This is a genomic window from Paraburkholderia sp. BL6665CI2N2 (genome assembly GCF_004366535.1).
Lineage (GTDB): Bacteria > Pseudomonadota > Gammaproteobacteria > Burkholderiales > Burkholderiaceae > Paraburkholderia.
In genome coordinates, this window is sequence record NZ_SORC01000001.1 from 7398348 (window position 1) to 7415835 (window position 17488).

The window sequence follows — 17488 nt, forward strand, 5'->3', positions numbered from 1 at the left end:
AACCCGTCGAAGCAATCGCCCATAGGCTGGTAAGGAACATACGCTGTTCTCGAGTTGGAAGGGAAATCGTCCTTAAATTGGCCGCTGATATTTTCAGCGCCCGTTTCCATGCGAGTCAGCCATGACCCAAAACCCAAACGTTGCTTTAGACGCTCTCATGAAACCGCCGGCTGCCGGCGAATTGATGTCGGGTGCCGACATCATCCTGCGCGTACTTAGCGAACAGGGCGTCGATACCGTATTCGGCTATAGCGGCGGCGCAATTTTGCCGACGTACGACGCCGTGTTTCGCTTCAACGAAATGCACGCGCAAACGCCCGAGCGCCAGATCAAACTCGTCGTGCCCGCCAATGAACAGGCCGCCGGCTTCATGGCCGCCGGTTACGCGCGGGCGAGTGGAAAGGTCGGCGTATTCATGGTGACGTCCGGCCCCGGCGCGACGAACGCGGTGACGCCGATCGCCGACTGCAACGGCGATTCGATCCCCGTCGTCCTCATATGCGGACAGGTGCCTCGTGCCATGATCGGCACGGATGCATTTCAGGAAGCGCCTGTCTTCAACATCATGTCGGCGTGCGCGAAACAGGTTTTTCTGGTGACCGACCCGGCGAAGCTCGAACAGACGCTGCGGACTGCGTTCGAAGTCGCGCGCACCGGCCGTCCAGGTCCGGTCGTCGTGGATGTGCCGAAGGACATCCAGAACTGGACGGGCACTTATCGCGGGCGAGGTACGCTGGAATTCAGAGGCTATTCCGACCGTCTTCGAATGGTGGCGAATGGCGCCCGCCTCGACGAGGACAAGCGCACCCGCTTCTTCGATCTGCTGGCGCAAAGCAGGCGGCCGCTGCTGTATGCCGGCGGCGGCATTATCACGGCCGGCGCGACGGCTGAACTGCGTCAGTTTGCCGAGCGTTTCGGCATCCCCGTGGTGACCACGTTGATGGGTCTTGGCGCCATCTCCGTGAAGCACGAACTGGGACTCGGCATGCTGGGCATGCACGGCGCAGCGTGTGCGAACTACGCGGTGGAAGATTGCGACTTCCTGATCGCGGTGGGCGCTCGCTTCGATGACCGGGTCGCCGGTGCCCGGCCTGATGCCTTTGCGCCCAGAGCGCGGTATGTCGCGCACATCGACATCGACGAGGCGGAAATCAACAAGGTGAAACGCGCGCACTGGACGCACGTCGGCGACGCTAAGGATACCTTGCTGTCATTGATGAAGCATGGACCAGCGGCGCCGCGGACGGTGGAATGGCTCGATCGTATCAAGGAATTGAAGCGGGTCTACGGGATGAACTACGACCGCAATAGTCCGGCAATTCAGCCGCAATTCGTCGTCGAAAAGCTCAGTGACCTGACGGGCGGTCGAGCGATCGTCACCACGGGCGTCGGCCAGCATCAAATGTGGGCGGCGCAGTTTTTCGACTTCGTGGAACCGCGCAGTTTCCTGACTTCGGGCAGCATGGGGACCATGGGTTTCGGACTGCCCGCGGCTATCGGCGCTCAATTCGCGCGGCCGGATGCGCTTGTCATCGATATCGACGGTGACGGCAGCATCCGCATGAATATCGGCGACCTGGAAACGGCCACCACTTACGGCGTGCCGGTCAAAGTCCTGTTGCTCAACAATCTCGGTGACGGGATGATCCGGCAATGGCAGCGTCTCTTTTACGACGGACGCCTGTGCGTGAGCGACAAGTCGCTGCATCGCAAGGATTTTGTCATGGCGGCACGGGCCGACGGATTTGAGTTTGCGCGTCGCGTTGCAACCATGAGCGAACTCGAGGAGCAGCTCAAGGCCTTTGTGGAATTCGACGGACCGGCCTTCCTCGAAGTGATGGTCGACGAGAACGCCGATGTGTTTCCGATGGTGGGGCCGGGGCAAAGCTACGCGAACATGGTCACCGGGCCGTTTATCCTGTCCCGGCCGGAGCCGGAAGCCAAAGGGAAGGGCGCGGGGCGTCGGGCGGCCACGGATATGTTCTAGCCATACGAGACGCACGCCGTCGCTGTCACGCGAGCCAGGCAGAGGAGGGCCGCGAGGAAGTCATGGCTTCTCTCCTGGTTTGCCGCGCACCAGCGACTCCGGATGGCGCTCCAGATAGTCCGCCAGCGCGTTCAGCGATTGGAGCGTGCGGGTCAACTCCTGCAGAGCCTGATGCACATCCGACTGCATTGGCGAGTCCTGCTGCAAAGTCGCCTCGGCCGAGCCGAAGGTTTGCCGCGCGGCGGCGAGCGTGTCGCGCGCCTGCGGCAGGACCTCGTTGTTCAGCCGGTTGAACAGCGCGTCGGCGTTTTTCAGCGACGTGTTCAGATTCGAGCCGATCTGATCGAATGGAATCCGATCGAGTTTCTTCGCAATGTCGGCCACCTGCGTCTGCAACGCGTCGAGCGTGTTCGGAATGGTCGGCAACTGGATCGGCTCGCTGTTGGTGTCGAACTTGACGGGCGCGGCGTTGGGGAAGATGTCGAGCGCGATATACAACTGGCCCGTCAGCAGGTTGCCGGTGCGCAATTGCCCACGCAGGCCGCGCTCGACGAGGCGCCGCAATAGTTCGTGGCTGGCCGCGCTACCCGCCTCGGGCATCGTCGCGCCACGGGAGCGCCGGCGCAGCCGGTCGGGGTACAGATCCAGCGTTACCGGCATGACGAAGCTGCGCGCGTCCGGATCGTATTCGACGCCGATGTCCGTCACCTGGCCCAGCACGATGCCCCGGAAGTCGACTGTCGCGCCCACTGACAGCCCACGCAGCGACTGATTGAAGATCATCACGGCGCGTACCGGCGCGCCGTCCGGCGCGCGCATGGCATCCACTTCGTCGGCGGCGAGCCGGAAGCCGGTTTTCTCCGCGGCGAGTGTACCCATCGGCTGGCCTGGTGGCGTCTGGAATGCGAGGCCGCCGACCAGAATCGTCGCGAGCGACTGCGTGTTGACGACGAAGCCGTCCGAATCGAGCCGCACATTGACGCCGCTCGCATGCCACCAGCGCGAATTGGTGCCGACGTACTGATCGTACGGCGCGGCGACGAACACCTGCATCGTCACTCCCGTGCCGTCCTTGTCGAGCGAAATACCGTAGACCTGGCCCACCTGCACGCGCCGGTAGAAAATCGGTGAGCCGATGTCGATCGAGCCGAGCGAATCGCCATGCAGCGTGAAGCGATGGCCTTTCTGGTTTGCGGTGATGGGCGGCGGCGCCTCCAGTCCGACGAACTCGGTTTGCGTTTGCGCGGAGCGGCCGACGTCCACGCCGATATACGCGCCCGAGAGCAGCGTGCCGATGCCCGATACGCCGGCGGCACCCACGCGCGGGCGAACCACCCAGAAGCGGGTGTCCTTGACCGCGAAGCGCTCCGCCTGCTTGGTGAGTTGCACGGCGATCTGCACGTGGGTCCGATCCGGCGACAGTGTGATCGACTTCACCGAACCGATTTCGACGTCCTTGTACTTGACCTGGGTCTTGCCGGGTTCGATGCCTTCGGCGTTGTCGAAGACGATCGTGATCGCCGGACCGCGCTCCGTGACCGCCTTGATGACGAGCGCGAGACCGATCAACGCCGCGATCAGCGGCACGACCCAGACGAGCGAGGGCAGCCAGCTGCGCCGTGGCGTGATGTCGGGATCGGGCAGCTCGGGCGGCAGGGCGGGTCCTTGTTGGCTACTCATGGCGAGGTTCCGAAGCATGGCTGCGGCTTGCCACGCGGGTCGGCGAGCGGGCGCGGGGCGGGCATGGATCGAACCGCCTCGTCATGCCTGGCCTAGTCCCGGGCGCCGTGCACCTGGTGCCGCCTGCGGGTGGCACCGATGGTGCCGATGCCGCGCTCAGGGCTGCACGGCCTCCCACGACGAGTCCGGATCAAACGATTTGAGCGCGGCAGCGGCGCGCGCCGACTGCGGGCCGAGGTTCTTCTGGTAGATCTGCCCATCCTGATTGACGATAAAACTCATCACGCCCGTCTTGCCATAGTCGGCGGGCCACGCGACGAGGCCATAGCCTTTCGTCAGCGTACCGTTCTCGACGTAGTCCTGACTACCGCCTTTGGCATGCGGTCCTTGCGCGGTCAGGATGCGGAAGTGATAGCCATGATAACCGTCTTTCGAGACGGACTCGGTGTGCGGCATCGTCGCGGCGAGCGGGCCGAGCGGACTCTCCGCTTCACCCGGCGCGCTCGGCCAGTACAAGCCGTCGCGCTTTCCCGGTGTGCTGAGAATGCGCTGCGCGTAATGCTGGGTCAAGCCTTGATAGGCGCGTTGCGCGTCGAGATAGGCGAGCGAGGTCTGCATCGCCGCGCGCTCGTTGCGGCCGATGCGGCGCGTCGCGATCTCGTCGCGGCCGGCTACGGGATCGAAGCGCCAGCCTTTGGAAGTCTGCACGAGCGGAATCGGCAGCGACCAGCCGCTGGTGCCGACCGTCAGATGCTTGCTCGCGTGACCGCCGACCGGCGCGGGATCGTCGACGATCTGGTGTCCTGCCGACCACGCGCCGAGAAAGTCGTAGATGTCCTCTTCGCCGACGTCTTTGGTCGGGATAAAGTGGGTGAAGTCGTTGCCGAGCACGTGCTGCATCGCGCCGTGATCGTTGCTGGCGAGCGCGTCGACAAACGCGTTGGCCGCGGCTTCGGGCGTGGGGTAGACAGCTTGCGCATGCGCCGCCGATGCGCCGAACACAAGCATGGCAAGCGCGAGCGCGGCAGCGACGAGACGCCGGTTGAGCGCGGGGGCGCCGGCATGAGGTGCGCCGGCGGTATGGAACATGCGGATGCGGATCATGAGCGGCTCCTGTGAGATCGGTTTCAACGTTGCCGGCCGAAGTGACGCTGACCGCCGCCTGCGCCCAGCCCACCGCCGGCGCGTTGTCCGCCGCCGCCCGCGCCGAAACCGCCGCCACGCTCGCCCGCGCCTCCCGCGCCCAGATTGCCACCACGTTGCTGAGCACCGCCATTCGCGCCGAGGCCGCCGCCGCGGTTGTTCGCCTGCGCCTGCCGGCTGGCTTGCCCGCGCTGCATGTCCCGCTGCGCGTCGCCGCCATTGCCCGCGCCGCGCAAGGCGTTGTCACGGTTCACGTGCTGCGCGCTGTCGCGCAGGCTGCCGGTCGAGTTGCCGCCCTGGTGGATGCCCTCCACGCGCTGGCTGGCAGTGCCGCCCAGATTCTGGCCAGTCCTGTTCTGCAAGGTCTGCTGCGCCTGCGCGCGCGACGTTGCCGCTGCCGACGTATCGCGCCCGCGATACGCATCGCGTTGCGCGCTGCCCACGTTGGCCGAGGTATTGCGGTTGAAGGTCGAATTCCGGTTCCAGTTGGTCGTGCTGCTATTCACGTCGAGCCGCCGGTTCACATTGATGTTGTTGTATTGATTCACGTTGATGTTGACGCTGTGATTGTTCCAGTTGACGTTGCTCCACAGCGAACTGGTGATGGCGACGCCGACGCCGAACGCGAGGCCCGCGGCGAGACCGCTGGCCACGGCATAGCCCGGTGGAGGCGGCACGTATACGGGCGGGTAGGCCGGATAGGGCCACGCGCCGTAGACGACCGTGGGGTTGTACGTCGGCACATAGACGACCTGCGGGTTGACCGGCACGATCTGGATCGTGCTCTGCTCGACCACCACTTTCTGCTGCGGGTTGGTCTCCAGGTTGCCGGCCTTCTGCGCCTGTTTGCGCAGCCGTTGCACGGAGTCCATCACGTCGTCCGGCTGCGCGAGGAAGGCGTTGCCGAGTTGCGTGACCCAGTCTGGTTTGGACGCCATGGTGGCCAGCACCTGCGGAAACGCCACCAGCGATTGCACGCTCGGGTCCCAGGGTTCCGACGCGACCGCCTTCACGGCGTCGTCGCCCTGGAGTTTCGGATTGGCTTTCGACCATGCCGCCGCCGCCGGCACGTCCTGCGGAAAGGTGGAGGCCATCAGCACTTGTGCGAGGAGGGCGTCGGGGTAGAGCGCGATCGGCGCGGTCAGCGAGTCCAATTGCTGATTCGAGATCTTCGCCGGCGTCTGCGCGGCAGTTTGTGCATGCGCGACCGGGACCGCGACCTCGAGCAAAAGCGGCGAGCCGGCCAGTGCGGTCAATGCGGCCAGAAGAATTCGCGATCCTCTCTGGTATGCCCTGGAGCGTTTCACGATCAGGTCTCCCCTGTTGGAAGTTGTTTGAGGCGCAGCGCTGCGCTGTGTGAGACGTCGACGCCGTGACCGTGCCGCGAAGCGGCCGGTCGCTTGAGACGGGGTCGATCACCCGTGCGGCAACCGGTGATGCAAGGCCCCTCGAAAAACGGACTTCAAATGGACTCCGAATTGTGTAGCGGGCAACGTGTGGCTGATCGTCCGGGCCATGCATTCGTGGCACGTTCATGACGACACACTAAACCGCGCCCCGCGCGCGCAGAGAGCGTGATGCGTGCGTGCGAGACACCGTGCATCTTACGCAATGGCGACTACTAATAAACCTTTTCCGCGAACATGTGCAAACTTTTGCTCAAATAAATTCTAGTTGAATTTCTTTTGCTCATGGATTAATGGGGCGATGCTTGCTGGGTTTTTTCGGCGTTTGGCGCTTCTGACAAGCTCCTTGCCTTGCGCGCAATATCCATTGGGATCGCTGCAGTCGCGGCGCATGGATCAAGTCTTGCACATAAGTTGCATAAGTTGCATAAGTTAGTTATGCATTGGGTCATAACGTTCTCAAAAAAAAGCGTGCGTGCGACCGGACAATGAAACGGGCTAGAGTCATTCGATCCAGTTGAAAAGGCGCTTCCGTTGACGCGTGATGCGGCGGCGTCTCGCTCAGCCCGGTTGATTGACGCCGCCGCCGGCTTCTCTGGACATCCGCATATCACCACCCGCGACGCGGCTCCGGCGCTACAGATCGTCGCCGACGAACCAGCGCAATAGGGGGCGGCTGCGCCTGCAAAGCATCGCGAATCTCGCGAGAGCACGCCTCACGTTTGCCGCGATACGCGTCGAGGCCAGCGGCATAGAAACTTTGCAGCGCGCCGCGTTGCGCATTCAGGCTCGCGCGGAAAGTCTCATCGGCATGCAGCAAGGGCGGCTCGCCGCGCAGCGCGAGCAGATGCGTCAACGTATCCGCAAAACTGTTCTGCCGCACTCACGCCGCATATTCGATGCGCGGCGCGATCCGCGGCCCACCCAGTTTGATCGGTTGCATCGAACCATGCGCCCGACCGGGTGCGGGTCGACAAGAAGAAGGGCCGTGGCACAACCGAGGTGATCGAAGCGGCGTCACAACCGGGCGAGGACGCATGGCTGCGTAACTTGAACACATCGGCCGCCGTGTTTCTGCAACAGCGTTTTGAACAGGAATCCTCAGGGAAGTCGGGAGGCGCGCCGTGAAGCGATTTTGTACGGCGTTGCAATGCTGGTTGCTTTATTCGCGGCTGCATCCACGCCGGCCGATCCCGCGCCGCGCATCATGGCGCGCGCATCTCGAACGTTCAGCGTGTCGAGCGTGCGCTAACTCGCGCGTGGCAACGCTGGTTGGCCAGCGATACGCTCACCTGGCGCAAGCTCGCGGCGGCCGCGCGCGAAGGAGAGTGGCGGCGGACCATTCCGGCCTTGGATGCGTGGATTGATAGAGCAGGCGACTTCGGCCGTCCCGCGCGGTACTCGCCGGAGTGCGGATCGGACGCGGACCAAGGGAAAGGAGGACAGCTTGGCGGGCCCGCTGAACCGATATTAGGCGGCCGTCGATTTCCACGCGCACTGTCGCGCGCTGCATCACTTTTCGAACGATATGAACCGTCCCTTAAAGGCTCAGGATTACCCACTGCTTGCAAGCGAGCGGTTTCCGCTGCCCATTCGTCGCGTTTGAAGTCGAGCCAGCGCTGGGCCATGCGATGAAAGGCAGCCTTCGACTGCGCAAAAATCGCCGATCCGTGGAACGCAAAGAATCTATAGAAAACAAAAAACCCCGTAAGACGTTGATCTTACGGGGTTTCTCGAACTGCTTCGGCTTACGCCGGAACTACTGATGGTGCCCAGGAGAGGACTCGAACCTCCACGGTGTTGCCACCGCTAGGACCTGAACCTAGTGCGTCTACCAATTCCGCCACCTGGGCACGTCTTCAAGCTAGACCGCTATTTTAGCGTGGTGATTTAGCGTGTCAATCCCCGCCTGCAAACTAACTCCGCTTCAATCAACCGCCCGGATATCGCTTGCAGTAAAGCGATTCTTCACCACTCGACAACCGTCCTGCCAACCGCTCAATCCACCCAATAATCCGCGCTGTTAAACAGCGGCGTATCACCAGGCTTCACACAAAAAGTAAAGCCGCTCGTAAGCGGCTTTACTTTTGAATCTGGTGCCCAAGAGAGGAAGCCGAAATCTATATGGGACAGGGCTCTGATGGTCTGTGCGTAAAAAAATGGGGAGAGAAATCACTCCGCCATCAAAAGCCGGTCAACCTGCTCAATCGGGATCAGGCCGCATCCGTTGAACGAAAGCTTGCCAGCTTTCATCAGATTTCGCACGGTGGGCCGGCTCAAACCGAGCATTTGTGCAGCTTGCGTAATCGTCACCTGGACGGGGCGCGGGTGACGCGCGGCATAAAGCTCGACGGCGCGTACTGCTGTTTTCAGTTCTTCAGTCATTTGATACCCCATGGTTCCCGTGTTGTACGAATAACCCGTTTCGCTGCCTCAATCACCGCGGCCTCGCCATCATGCAGAGCGCTGCGCGCCGCGCGATATCAGCTTCGTAGCCAGTGAGTTGGCCGGTCAGCACCGAGAACGTTCGCGGCGCCGCGATGGTGGCTGGGTCAATCTCGGCGGCGCGCTTCGCCTGCTCGATGCGGTGCGGGGCGGCATTCTCGGTCCCCGCCAGCAAGAATTGCGAGATCTTTTTGCCGGGGAATTTCACTTTGGTGATCACCCCCTGATCAGCCATGGACTGCAAGAGGGGTTTCACATCGGCGGCGAAGACACCGAACTTCGCAGCGATCGCGTACGCGGCGTACGCATAGCCGGGGCGCATCACGGCGAGGATTCGTTCGGGCGTGGGAATAGCGGTGGCGTAAGGCATTTACCCCTCCTGCATTGGCTGTTGAGATAGGGCGGCACCTGACTCCGGTTCGTCATAAACGCAGCTCAATTCCCAGTCGCCGACGATCGGCTGCATGCGCTCTCTCAGCTTGTCGTCTGTCGCCATGGACGCGAGAGCCCAGCCAGCGCACAGATCGGTCGGGATGCCTTTAGCATCGAACTGCTGGTGACAGTGGAACGGTGTGCCGTCGACGACACACTTGAGGGCGTCCATGACAGTTGGGAAGCAGCCATTCGGCATGGTGCCCGCGGTGAATGCGCAACTCTTGCAACGGCGTGCGTGATTCGGGAACTTGGCGCGCGCTTCCTGCTCGGCCTTGTCGGTGAGTCGTGCAAGCTGCTCGCCCAGCATGCGACCCTCAGGCGATGGGCGATTCGGAGTGAGTTTCTCGGTCACGACGCCTCCTTCTGTTGAAACAGAGCGGCCGGTGCTGCGGGCAGCGGCATCCAGTGCGAAGGGCCTCCCGGGCCATCAACGGCGCGATTGAGCATCCACGTAACGCCATCATTCGTGTCGATAAATTGCCACGGCCACGCCCAACCCGGCGTGAATTTCGCCTGCGACACCCCATCTAGGCCAAAACGGATCAGGATATTCGTCCCATCCTTCGGCGCCGTCTCAATCGGCTGCCACGCATCACTAGCAGTGGGGGCAGCGTAAAGCGGGCGCTTCTCATACTTCAGGCCGGACTGCTTGCCGTAGAAGTCGGCATCGGATTCGAGGCGCGTGTACGTCCATACATCGCTATCACCAATCCGCAGCATCCACGCCACCGCCCCCACAGTCGCCTGAGCGCTGGCAGCGGCTTCGAGTTCACGGATGCGCGCGGCTTCTTGCTGCTCGATCAGGTCGGCGGCCATCTTGAAATCGTGGCGTGCCCAAGGCGTGAGAGACATGCGCTCATTTCGGCGCAGTTGCTTAATCAGTTCCTCGCTTACCGATCCGGTGTCTTTTGTGGTCATTTCGGTTCCTTTGCGCGGGCGGCGTCCATCATTGCGCGCGTTTCATCGGCGGCATTTTTTCGCCAGTTTTCCGGGTCTCGCATGTAGTGGCGCAGCATCCAATCCAGCGTCGCTGCCTGCTCGGATTCAGCCTTATTTGGAATCGAGTGGCCGCCGGCACGCAACGCCTTCGCATACTCGATGCATTGGAAGCAAATCAATCCGAGAATCCATTTCAACTCGTCAGTGAACTCCGCCGGGTAACTCAACGTCACCGCCGCGTCTGCGACTGGCCGAGTGGCTTGCGGAGTGGCGCGATCCAAGCCTGCACGAACACCCGCGTCGAATGCTTCCTGCTCGGACGGCATACGCCCTACGATGTTGACGTGCGCCGCTGCGAATCCCGCGAACGTCTGAGGTGATTTCACCTCCCGCTCGTCTGTCGGCGCTACTGGAGCGGGAGCGGCGGCGTATGTACGCTTTGCCCATTCGCTGAATTTTTCTCCGGGCAAACGTTCTGGCACACCCCCACTCGCGCTCTGGTCTGCACTGGTGGCGAGAGCAGCTATCTGGTCTTTGTGGTCGAGGAAGTGGCGATACGCGCCTTCGGAAAATCCTTGCCTAATCATGGCGGCGATTCGCGTCGCGCGCTCGTCGGGGTCGGCGATGGCAGCGAAATGTTTTGCGATTTCATTCAAGCGCACTTCTGCCGCCCAAGTCGCGGCCATCGTGTCGAGCGCGGCCAAGCCCTTGTCGAGCGCGCGGCGCTGGTTCGGCGTCATCTGGTTGAGCATTTCATCGTCCGCTTCGGGTTGGTTGGTTTTCATGGCAGGGGTCCTTTAGGCGGTGGCGAAGAGGTCTTGCTGCATGCTGGCAAGACGCTCGACTTCTTCGGTGCGCGCCAGTTCGTGACTGATGCGCGCGCGGGCGATGTCGATGTATTCCGGCGTCATGTCGATACCGATAAACCGGAACCCTTCACGCATTGCGGCTTTGCCGGTGCTTCCCGAGCCCATGAACGGGTCCAGCACCAAGCCATTCGGCGGCGTTACCAAGCGGCAGAGGTAAGCCATCAAGTCAGTGGGCTTGACCGTAGGGTGGAAGTTGCCGTTGCGTTCCGGCCAATCGGCCGTTTCGCGATCCCGCATCGTCGCCTCGGTCTGCACAACCGGCGTCTCGCTGCCGCCGATGCCTTCGTTGCGATCGGCGCGCGATGCCTTAGCGCAGTAGAAAAAGCGGGCTGCGGTCCCGGCGTCGAGTCGCCGCGCGCCCGGTTTCATCGCGAAGTTGGTACCGCCGTTGTCTGTATAGACGCGCTCGGCGCTTGGCTCATGGGCGCGGTTCATTGCACCGTAGACGTTCTGTGTCGTGCGTGCGCCGGCCTGGTAGCTGACGTCGGCCAACTGGCCTGGCGCGTCAGGGAACCGCTCGAGTACTTCGTCCGATCCGTCGTGAATCACGTTCGCTGGCCAGCGGCCGAGGCCTTCGCCGATACGACAGCCGTAGATGTTCAGCGCGCCGGTACCGTTAGCCAGCACGTTAGCCAGCAGAGTGCCGACCATCGGCTTGCGCGCCATGCAGATGGGTTCATGAGCGGGCTTGATAGCCGAGCCCCAGCCAGCGTGCTCGCCGTGCAGGTTGCGCGACTTTGGGAACCCGCTGCCGTAGATCCACATGATCTGGTCGCGCACCTCGAAGCCGGCGTCCTCGATCGCGCAGGTCATCCGGTGGTAGGTCCGGGAACCAGCGAATGCAAGCAGATGGCCGCCCGGCTTGAGTACTCTCAGGCATTCCTCCCAAAGCTCGACGCGCTGCGCGATGTCGCCGCCGTCCCAGACCTTGCCCATAAATCCCTTGTCGCCGATGCGATGTCGGCCATGCGGCATTTCCGGATTGTTCGTGCGGGCGTGGCCGCCGCGCGAGGCTTGCGTCAGATGGTAGGGCGGATCGGTGACGATCGAGTCAACCGACGCGTCGCCGAGCGTGCGCAGCACGTCCATGCAGTCGCCAAGGTGCAACTCAAATCGATTACCAACTTCGCTCATATCGTCTCTCTCAGCATGTCGCCGAAAAAAGACCGGCCCCTACTGGCGCCGGCCAAACACACACCGCGCGCCAGGGCATGCCGCACGGATTCGGGGGTTACTCGCCGCTAAACGGGTCGCCGAAGAAGAAAGGCGAGCCGGTTTTTTCCTTGATGGTGCTGATGACGGTCGTGGCTGCTGCTTCGAGCACCTTGTCGGCCCGGATCAGTTCGAACCAGAAGCTAAGCTTGCCGTCGCGTACGCGGTAACGCAGGCGCGCATCGATCTGGTACGCATCACCGTTCCAGAAGACCGGCACGCCGATCGAGAATCGTTCGAACACCTGCATCTTTTGCAGGGTCTGCGCGTCGTCGTCCTGGACGAACGACAGATTCACGCCACCGTTTTGCAGGCGGACCGAGCTTTTGAAGCGCATGTCCTGCACCGCTTCGAACGCGAGCGCCATTTCGAGCATCGCGGAGCCGCTCGGGAGATTCGAACCTTCCGGACTGGCAATGTCCTTCAGGTTTTCTTCGATGAACGCGCCAAACTCGACCTGCGTGAACGGCTTTTTGTTGACGGCATTCCAGCGGCGCCACTCCTCGCTAAACTCGGGAGTGAAGAATGCGCGGTGATCACGCCACGCTGCGGCGGCTGCATCTTCGCCGTGGTCATTGATGATGCCGGTGAAGGCGATCTTGCCCTGCACGTAGTCAGCGAGACACCAAACCGTCGAGTCAGTGAGCGAGCCATGGCGCTTCACGTAGTCGATGAAGCTCTCAGCATCGCGCACGCGAACGACTGCACGCTTGCGCAGCGGCGCGGCAAGCGTCTTCGACTCGTCTTTCTCGGCGAGCGTCCAGCCCGGCGGCAGTGCGATGCGCTTCATCGCAGTTGCGGTATTCGAACCGATGTCGATCGGCTGCTTGATCTCGCGCGCGAGGGTCTCGGCAAAGTTGTCGGATTCGTTGAGTTCCATAGTGATAGGTCGGTCCTTCGGGTGGTGGGAGGGTGGTTAGGCCGTCTTGAGTGCCGACGGCGGAGCGTCCGAAGCGCCTTCGACGCGCTTCAGATCAAGCTTTTGCTGGCGGGGATCGTCCGCGATCAGGTTGCCTTCCGGCGTCGCGAACAGCATTGCTTCCATCGGTTCGTCGGCCGGCTTCTTCAGCGTGACCTTGCCGGCGATGTGCATGGCGCCGCCGCGGGTGGCTTTCTTCACCGCGATGACGAGCGTCAGCGTTCCGGCTTTGCCGCTTGCGTCGACGGCGTTGACCAGCTCGGCCATCTTGTCGCTAGCGAGGTCGATGAACACGCCACCGCCGATGTGGCGAAACGTGTCCGTGATGGGTCTTGCGCTCATAAGTCCCCCATGGGGTTGTGGTTAGTCGAGATCGTTGGCGGCGAGCCGCTTGGCATCGACGCCTGCATTGCGCGGCTCGGGAAGCGGCCGGCGTGCTGCCGGAATTCGTTGCGCCGTGGCGGCGCGGGCGCGCGGGTTCGGATCGATCTGCGCGCGAACGGCGGCGAGCAGGGCGGCGCGTACTGCGGGGTGGACCTTGTCGGGCGTGCCAACGCATCCCTGCGCCTTGAACTCGCGGGCGAGCATGTCATCGGTGATGGGGATGGCGGCGCGCATGGTTAGCGACTCCGGCGACGGGCGGCGCGCAGCTGCGCACGCAACAGGCGGTAACCTGCCCAGCGGGAAAGCGAGCCGTTGGCGATGTCTTCGACGATTTGCCAGAGGGTTCGCATCAGGTACCCCGCGCCGTAGCCGCGCGCCCGTTGTGTGCCCCGACCTCGTCGCATTGCTGGACGGCAACGAGCACGACGAACACGCGGGCCCAAAGGATCAGCAGGGCCTTCATTACCAGGCACCCGCGAGTCGGCAGATCGCTTCGGTGATGAACGGCGCCAACAGAAGCACGGCGAAGCAGATCAGCGGGCGCTTGGTGGTGCGGCGGGCGTACTGGGCGAGCTCAGCGTCACTCATGCCACCGCGCGCGTAGTAGTCCAGCTCGTCGGTAGTGCGGGATTCGGCCGTAAAGCGGAAGGCGGTGCGGGTTGTCATGGCGCGCCTCACTTAACCGTTCAGGCCAAGTTGCTCGGCCTCGAGTTCGCGATAGACCGCGAGCGCTTCAGCGTTCACAGCTGCGCTGATGCGTCTGGCCTCGGCACGTGCGGCGACCATGCGCTTCTGCCAGCGAACGCCTTCGGCGGCGCGGATCGCGTCACGCACGAGCTTGCGACCCTTGCGCTCACGCTTGGCTGTTGCCTTCGCGATCATCTGGAAGTCGTGGGCGGTGCGCGGCCGGTTCGTCGCGACGGAGCGGGAATGGCGCGTCCTGCGCGGCAGATCGATTACTGGTACCGAATCGAGGGGGCGACCGAAGATGGAGCCGAACACGGCGGCGACTGCCGCACTGGTACTGATAGCAATACGACGATTGAGCATGGTCTCTCCGTATGTGATGACGGTGCGTCGAGACAATGCTACTACAAGTAGATCTTAAGTCAACTATTGGTAGTAGATTTGTGGGGCGAAGAAAAGCCCGCGGGCGGCGGGCTGTTTTTTATCGGCGGTTTGCGAGCCGGATCAGAATGTCACGGCCAAAGTGAATTACGATAAGTAGCGCGATGGCGAAAATGAACTTTCCGACATCGTTCCAGACAGTCTGTATGCGTTCCCCGATGGTGTCGCCGGCGCCAGAACTGCAAAGTCTGATCAGCACCCACACTGTGGCGCCGACCAGACACAGCGTCACCAGTGCCTTCTTCCTTCCATCCGGATCATTGAATGCCATCGATCTATCCACTTTTCCGCATCATCTGGAACGTTTCGGCTACTGCACGAAGGAGGGCTGAGGTGAGCCGGTACGCGTTCGAGTGCGTAACTCCATCCATTTGGTAACTAACCTTTCCACCGCGTCGCAGTTCGATGCGTATCGATGCGATTACATCACCCGTTGGGGGGAGTTCGATCACTTTCGCCGGCTTGTCCGCAGTTCCGCGATGGCGTGTCCGGATATTTGTGATGGTGGCCGTGTTGCTGGTCTCTACAGCTGTCGTTTGCATTTATATAGGCTCCAGATTTTGAGTATCTGGACGCACGCATCGGCTCTCATCCCGATAGTTTTTTTACGCGGTCCAGATCTTCATCTGAATCCGATCTATTTAGCGCCCGTTTCAATTTCAACGCAACGTCTAGGGTCATCTGCATCGCCTCGATCAGTCCATCCGGCAGGTCTCCATCGCGCTCAGCCTGGACCACTTCCAAAACGAAACGTCTCACAGAGTACCTGACATCCGTCAAATCCTCGGCGCGATTAGTGGCGTTTTTCCTCGCTTGATCAGGGAATCGCAGCTCGGCGGCACTCTTGCCCAACGCCGCAGCCAGCGCGTCCAATTTCGCTGCGTCTGGCAATTGGAAACCGTTCCGGTAGCGGCGCACCATTTCGCCCTTCACGCCCGCGCCGTTTATCTGCATCAGGTCAGCAACCTGATTGTTTGTGTAGCCGAGCTCAACGATCGCCGCGTCTACCGCAGCGCCGAACTCCGGATATTTGACCTCCATAACCTGATGTTTTCTTCCAGTTTCTACCGTAGGTAGCAATTTATCAGTGACGAAGACTTGGGTCATGGCAATTATTAGTAGCTTGTTAAAAGCTACTACCGGTAGTATTCTGCTGGCTATGGAACGCACAGCTACCTCTCTCGACACGGCGGCGCTGCCCGTCGGCGCTGGCGAAGTTGCTCGCGCGATCGATCATCTCGGCGGCGACAGTGCTGTCGCACGTCTACTCAATCTCACGGCTTGGGCTGTGTCGAAGTGGCGCCGCCGGTTACCCGAGCGGCGAGTGCTTTGGCTTGCGGAGCGGACAGCGTGGAAGTTCACACCGCATCAACTGTGCCCCGAGCTGTATCCGCATCCGGACGACGGATTGCCAATTGAATTGCGCGGGGTCGTACGTACTGACTGCAAGTCAGTAGCTGCAGCAGCGGCATGAGGTTAGCGACGTGCATGTGATCTCCTTTTATTGGACTAAGTGATGAAGCTATCGAGCCATCCAGCTGTGCGGTCCGTTGTCCGCGTCGTCTTCAGTGATCGCGCGGCCGGGCCGTTCCATCGCTTTGAACTTGCCGGTCAGGTATACGAAGCGGCACTCCGGGCAGACAAGGTTGAGCGCGCCATGCTCTTTCTGTCGCTGCAGCAATCCGCGTTTGCCGTTTTCTACGCACGTCGGGCAGCGGTGGTGCACAGGTTCGCCGTCGGCCTCGGCCGCTTTCAATCTGTATGCGAACACGTCCTCGGAGAGCGCCACCAGCTCGTATCGCGCAAGGTCCTGCTTCTTCAGTTGCAAATCGCGAATCTCATCTTGGGCGGCCTTGCCGGCCTCCTGCAGCGCGGAAATCTTTTCAACGAGCGCCACATTCTTCTCTTGAGCCTGAAGTACGGCGAAGTTGAGTTCCCGGAGGCGGTCGTCAAGGGCTTGGGCGGCTTCTTTGATTTTCGACTTGTCACCGATGTCTGCGGCGGTCTTCACGGCTCCAACCGCTGTACTGACAGCACTCATCAAGGGCGATACGTACGGCAGAAATTCATTAAGGCTCACGGGGATGCCTCCAATAAAGGATCGGTCGGTGTAGGAACCTCCGATTCTAAATTGGGTTGAGTGCATCCCCACCTCTTTGCAGTAACTATTGGTCGGCCCAAAAATTTTGGCAGCCGAGCAAGTGCAAATTCAAGAACAAAAGCGATTGTTTATCGCAATAGGGAATACCTCGCTATGGGAATTATCCGCCTGTTCCAGACCGTTACGCGGCCTCGACCTGTAGTGCCGAAACGTACGGATCTCGTCTTTGTGCCACCCGAGTTAATAGCGCAGTGCGCGACTTACCGCGATGCGTGCCGTCTTGCGTGGGAATGGCGAGAGGTCAAGAACCTGACGAAGCTGGGCGTTGCTGAGCGCTGTGATCTTCGCGCGTGTTTTGTGACGGACTACTTCAACGAAGAACCGAAAGACCGCAAAGGTCGCCGGCGGCGCGAGCTGCCCGCCGACAAGATCGATGCGGTGGAAGAGGAGTTAGGCAACAACGCGATCAGCCAGTACCTCAATCGGAAGAAGGGCTTCCGGATCTGGGAAGAGGTCAAGGCCTTCGCTGATCGCATGGTTGCCGCTTAACGATTGCGCTACACGACCGTATTGCACATGCGGCGGGTTCGCCTGACAGGCAGGCAACCCGGCACCCGAACCGGTCTTCACGACGGTAACCCCGCGCGACAGGGAAATGTGCTGAGTCGATGACTGCCGGGGAAAGACCGGCAAGAACAACAGGACCGGAAGGTGATCGCTATGAATGCTTCGGGGAATCCGGCGCCTAGGTGCCGGGACTGTCAACACGTACGTCCCGATAACGGGATCGTCTCGCTTTTCGGTCTCCTGCCGTCCAAATGGTTCCTCGCTGAGTGTGCG

21 protein-coding genes and 1 tRNA gene are annotated in these 17488 nt (G+C 61.7%); 3 read left to right on the top strand and 19 right to left on the bottom strand.

Translation table 11 applies throughout. From position 1 onward, the window contains the following. Positions 1-121 precede the first annotated feature (121 nt). On the top strand, positions 122-1987 hold the full coding sequence (gene ilvB / locus B0G81_RS33075; protein ID WP_208328576.1) for a biosynthetic-type acetolactate synthase large subunit: 1866 nt from the start codon (positions 122-124) through the stop codon (positions 1985-1987). A 60-nt stretch (positions 1988-2047) separates the two neighbouring features. On the opposite strand, the gene B0G81_RS33080 is transcribed toward ilvB, so the two are convergent. The 18 genes from B0G81_RS33080 to B0G81_RS33165 all read right to left on the bottom strand — a co-directional run bounded on the left by B0G81_RS33080 (position 2048) and on the right by B0G81_RS33165 (position 15654). Beyond that, positions 2048-3667, bottom strand: coding sequence for an MlaD family protein (locus tag B0G81_RS33080; RefSeq protein WP_134141277.1), 1620 nt, complete (start codon positions 3665-3667; stop codon positions 2048-2050). 156 nt (positions 3668-3823) lie between these two features. Further along, positions 3824-4771, bottom strand: coding sequence for a DUF2950 domain-containing protein (locus B0G81_RS33085; RefSeq protein WP_134141280.1), 948 nt, complete (start codon positions 4769-4771; stop codon positions 3824-3826). 23 nt (positions 4772-4794) lie between these two features. After that, positions 4795-6117, bottom strand: coding sequence for a DUF3300 domain-containing protein (locus B0G81_RS33090; RefSeq protein WP_134141283.1), 1323 nt, complete (start codon positions 6115-6117; stop codon positions 4795-4797). Positions 6118-6826: 709 nt separating this feature from the next. Next, complete coding sequence (locus tag B0G81_RS33095) at positions 6827-7099, bottom strand: hypothetical protein (protein WP_243856677.1); 273 nt, start codon at positions 7097-7099, stop codon at positions 6827-6829. 883 nt (positions 7100-7982) lie between these two features. Next, positions 7983-8069 (bottom strand) — tRNA-Leu (locus tag B0G81_RS33100). Positions 8070-8388: 319 nt separating this feature from the next. After that, positions 8389-8601 (bottom strand): helix-turn-helix domain-containing protein, encoded by a 213-nt coding sequence (locus B0G81_RS33105; RefSeq protein WP_134141286.1) that lies wholly within the window; start codon positions 8599-8601, stop codon positions 8389-8391. A gap of 52 nt (positions 8602-8653) precedes the next feature. Beyond that, the gene (locus B0G81_RS33110; protein WP_134141290.1) at positions 8654-9031 is read right to left on the bottom strand and encodes a hypothetical protein; all 378 of its coding nucleotides are present in this window, start codon (positions 9029-9031) and stop codon (positions 8654-8656) included. Beyond that, the gene (locus B0G81_RS33115) at positions 9032-9448 is read right to left on the bottom strand and encodes a hypothetical protein (RefSeq protein ID WP_134141292.1); all 417 of its coding nucleotides are present in this window, start codon (positions 9446-9448) and stop codon (positions 9032-9034) included. Further along, a complete protein-coding gene (locus tag B0G81_RS33120) occupies positions 9445-10014 on the bottom strand; it encodes a hypothetical protein (protein ID WP_134141294.1) in 570 nt (189 codons plus the stop codon). The genes B0G81_RS33115 and B0G81_RS33120 overlap by 4 nt, the downstream gene beginning before the upstream one ends. Further along, entirely contained in the window at positions 10011-10820 is an 810-nt protein-coding gene (locus B0G81_RS33125; protein ID WP_134141296.1) for a hypothetical protein, read from the bottom strand. The genes B0G81_RS33120 and B0G81_RS33125 overlap by 4 nt, the downstream gene beginning before the upstream one ends. Positions 10821-10832: 12 nt before the next feature. Continuing rightward, entirely contained in the window at positions 10833-11993 is a 1161-nt protein-coding gene (locus tag B0G81_RS33130; protein ID WP_243856678.1) for a site-specific DNA-methyltransferase, read from the bottom strand. A gap of 142 nt (positions 11994-12135) precedes the next feature. Next, positions 12136-12996: a DUF2303 family protein gene (locus tag B0G81_RS33135; protein ID WP_134141303.1), complete on the bottom strand. Its 861-nt coding sequence runs from the start codon at positions 12994-12996 to the stop codon at positions 12136-12138. A gap of 36 nt (positions 12997-13032) precedes the next feature. Then, positions 13033-13377 (bottom strand): hypothetical protein, encoded by a 345-nt coding sequence (locus B0G81_RS33140; protein WP_134141307.1) that lies wholly within the window; start codon positions 13375-13377, stop codon positions 13033-13035. Between the two features lie 21 nt (positions 13378-13398). Continuing rightward, a complete protein-coding gene (locus B0G81_RS33145) occupies positions 13399-13653 on the bottom strand; it encodes a hypothetical protein (RefSeq protein ID WP_134141311.1) in 255 nt (84 codons plus the stop codon). 228 nt (positions 13654-13881) lie between these two features. Next, a complete protein-coding gene (locus B0G81_RS33150; protein WP_134141316.1) occupies positions 13882-14085 on the bottom strand; it encodes a hypothetical protein in 204 nt (67 codons plus the stop codon). Between the two features lie 12 nt (positions 14086-14097). Continuing rightward, positions 14098-14421, bottom strand: coding sequence for a hypothetical protein (locus B0G81_RS33155; protein WP_166679096.1), 324 nt, complete (start codon positions 14419-14421; stop codon positions 14098-14100). A 166-nt stretch (positions 14422-14587) separates the two neighbouring features. Further along, positions 14588-14818 carry a hypothetical protein gene (locus B0G81_RS33160; RefSeq protein WP_134141325.1) on the bottom strand — a complete coding sequence of 77 codons (231 nt, stop codon included), beginning with the start codon at positions 14816-14818 and terminating at the stop codon, positions 14588-14590. A gap of 317 nt (positions 14819-15135) precedes the next feature. Next, entirely contained in the window at positions 15136-15654 is a 519-nt protein-coding gene (locus tag B0G81_RS33165) for a hypothetical protein (RefSeq protein ID WP_134141329.1), read from the bottom strand. On the opposite strand from B0G81_RS33165, the gene B0G81_RS33170 reads away from it, so the two are divergent. Next, positions 15653-16021, top strand: coding sequence for a Cro/CI family transcriptional regulator (locus B0G81_RS33170; RefSeq protein WP_208328577.1), 369 nt, complete (start codon positions 15653-15655; stop codon positions 16019-16021). The two genes, B0G81_RS33165 and B0G81_RS33170, sit on opposite strands and share 2 nt — an antisense overlap. A 48-nt stretch (positions 16022-16069) precedes the next feature. Here B0G81_RS33170 and B0G81_RS33175 read toward each other — a convergent pair whose 3' ends face one another. Beyond that, complete coding sequence (locus B0G81_RS33175) at positions 16070-16627, bottom strand: hypothetical protein (RefSeq protein WP_134141331.1); 558 nt, start codon at positions 16625-16627, stop codon at positions 16070-16072. Positions 16628-16801: 174 nt separating this feature from the next. On the opposite strand from B0G81_RS33175, the gene B0G81_RS33180 reads away from it, so the two are divergent. Further along, entirely contained in the window at positions 16802-17197 is a 396-nt protein-coding gene (locus B0G81_RS33180; RefSeq protein ID WP_134141333.1) for an XRE family transcriptional regulator, read from the top strand. Positions 17198-17488 lie beyond the last annotated feature (291 nt).

Coding starts and splice junctions, on each gene's coding strand:
- B0G81_RS33120 (WP_134141294.1), bottom strand. CDS start 10,014: ATGACCACAAAAGACACCGGATCGGTAAGCGAGGAACTGATTAAGCAA.
- B0G81_RS33105 (WP_134141286.1), bottom strand. CDS start 8,601: ATGACTGAAGAACTGAAAACAGCAGTACGCGCCGTCGAGCTTTATGCC.
- B0G81_RS33180 (WP_134141333.1), top strand. CDS start 16,802: ATGGGAATTATCCGCCTGTTCCAGACCGTTACGCGGCCTCGACCTGTA.
- ilvB (WP_208328576.1), top strand. CDS start 122: ATGACCCAAAACCCAAACGTTGCTTTAGACGCTCTCATGAAACCGCCG.
- B0G81_RS33160 (WP_134141325.1), bottom strand. CDS start 14,818: ATGGCATTCAATGATCCGGATGGAAGGAAGAAGGCACTGGTGACGCTG.
- B0G81_RS33130 (WP_243856678.1), bottom strand. CDS start 11,993: ATGGACGTGCTGCGCACGCTCGGCGACGCGTCGGTTGACTCGATCGTC.
- B0G81_RS33110 (WP_134141290.1), bottom strand. CDS start 9,031: ATGCCTTACGCCACCGCTATTCCCACGCCCGAACGAATCCTCGCCGTG.
- B0G81_RS33135 (WP_134141303.1), bottom strand. CDS start 12,996: ATGGAACTCAACGAATCCGACAACTTTGCCGAGACCCTCGCGCGCGAG.
- B0G81_RS33150 (WP_134141316.1), bottom strand. CDS start 14,085: ATGACAACCCGCACCGCCTTCCGCTTTACGGCCGAATCCCGCACTACC.
- B0G81_RS33145 (WP_134141311.1), bottom strand. CDS start 13,653: ATGCGCGCCGCCATCCCCATCACCGATGACATGCTCGCCCGCGAGTTC.
- B0G81_RS33125 (WP_134141296.1), bottom strand. CDS start 10,820: ATGAAAACCAACCAACCCGAAGCGGACGATGAAATGCTCAACCAGATG.
- B0G81_RS33140 (WP_134141307.1), bottom strand. CDS start 13,377: ATGAGCGCAAGACCCATCACGGACACGTTTCGCCACATCGGCGGTGGC.
- B0G81_RS33165 (WP_134141329.1), bottom strand. CDS start 15,654: ATGACCCAAGTCTTCGTCACTGATAAATTGCTACCTACGGTAGAAACT.
- B0G81_RS33080 (WP_134141277.1), bottom strand. CDS start 3,667: ATGAGTAGCCAACAAGGACCCGCCCTGCCGCCCGAGCTGCCCGATCCC.
- B0G81_RS33170 (WP_208328577.1), top strand. CDS start 15,653: ATGGCAATTATTAGTAGCTTGTTAAAAGCTACTACCGGTAGTATTCTG.
- B0G81_RS33085 (WP_134141280.1), bottom strand. CDS start 4,771: ATGATCCGCATCCGCATGTTCCATACCGCCGGCGCACCTCATGCCGGC.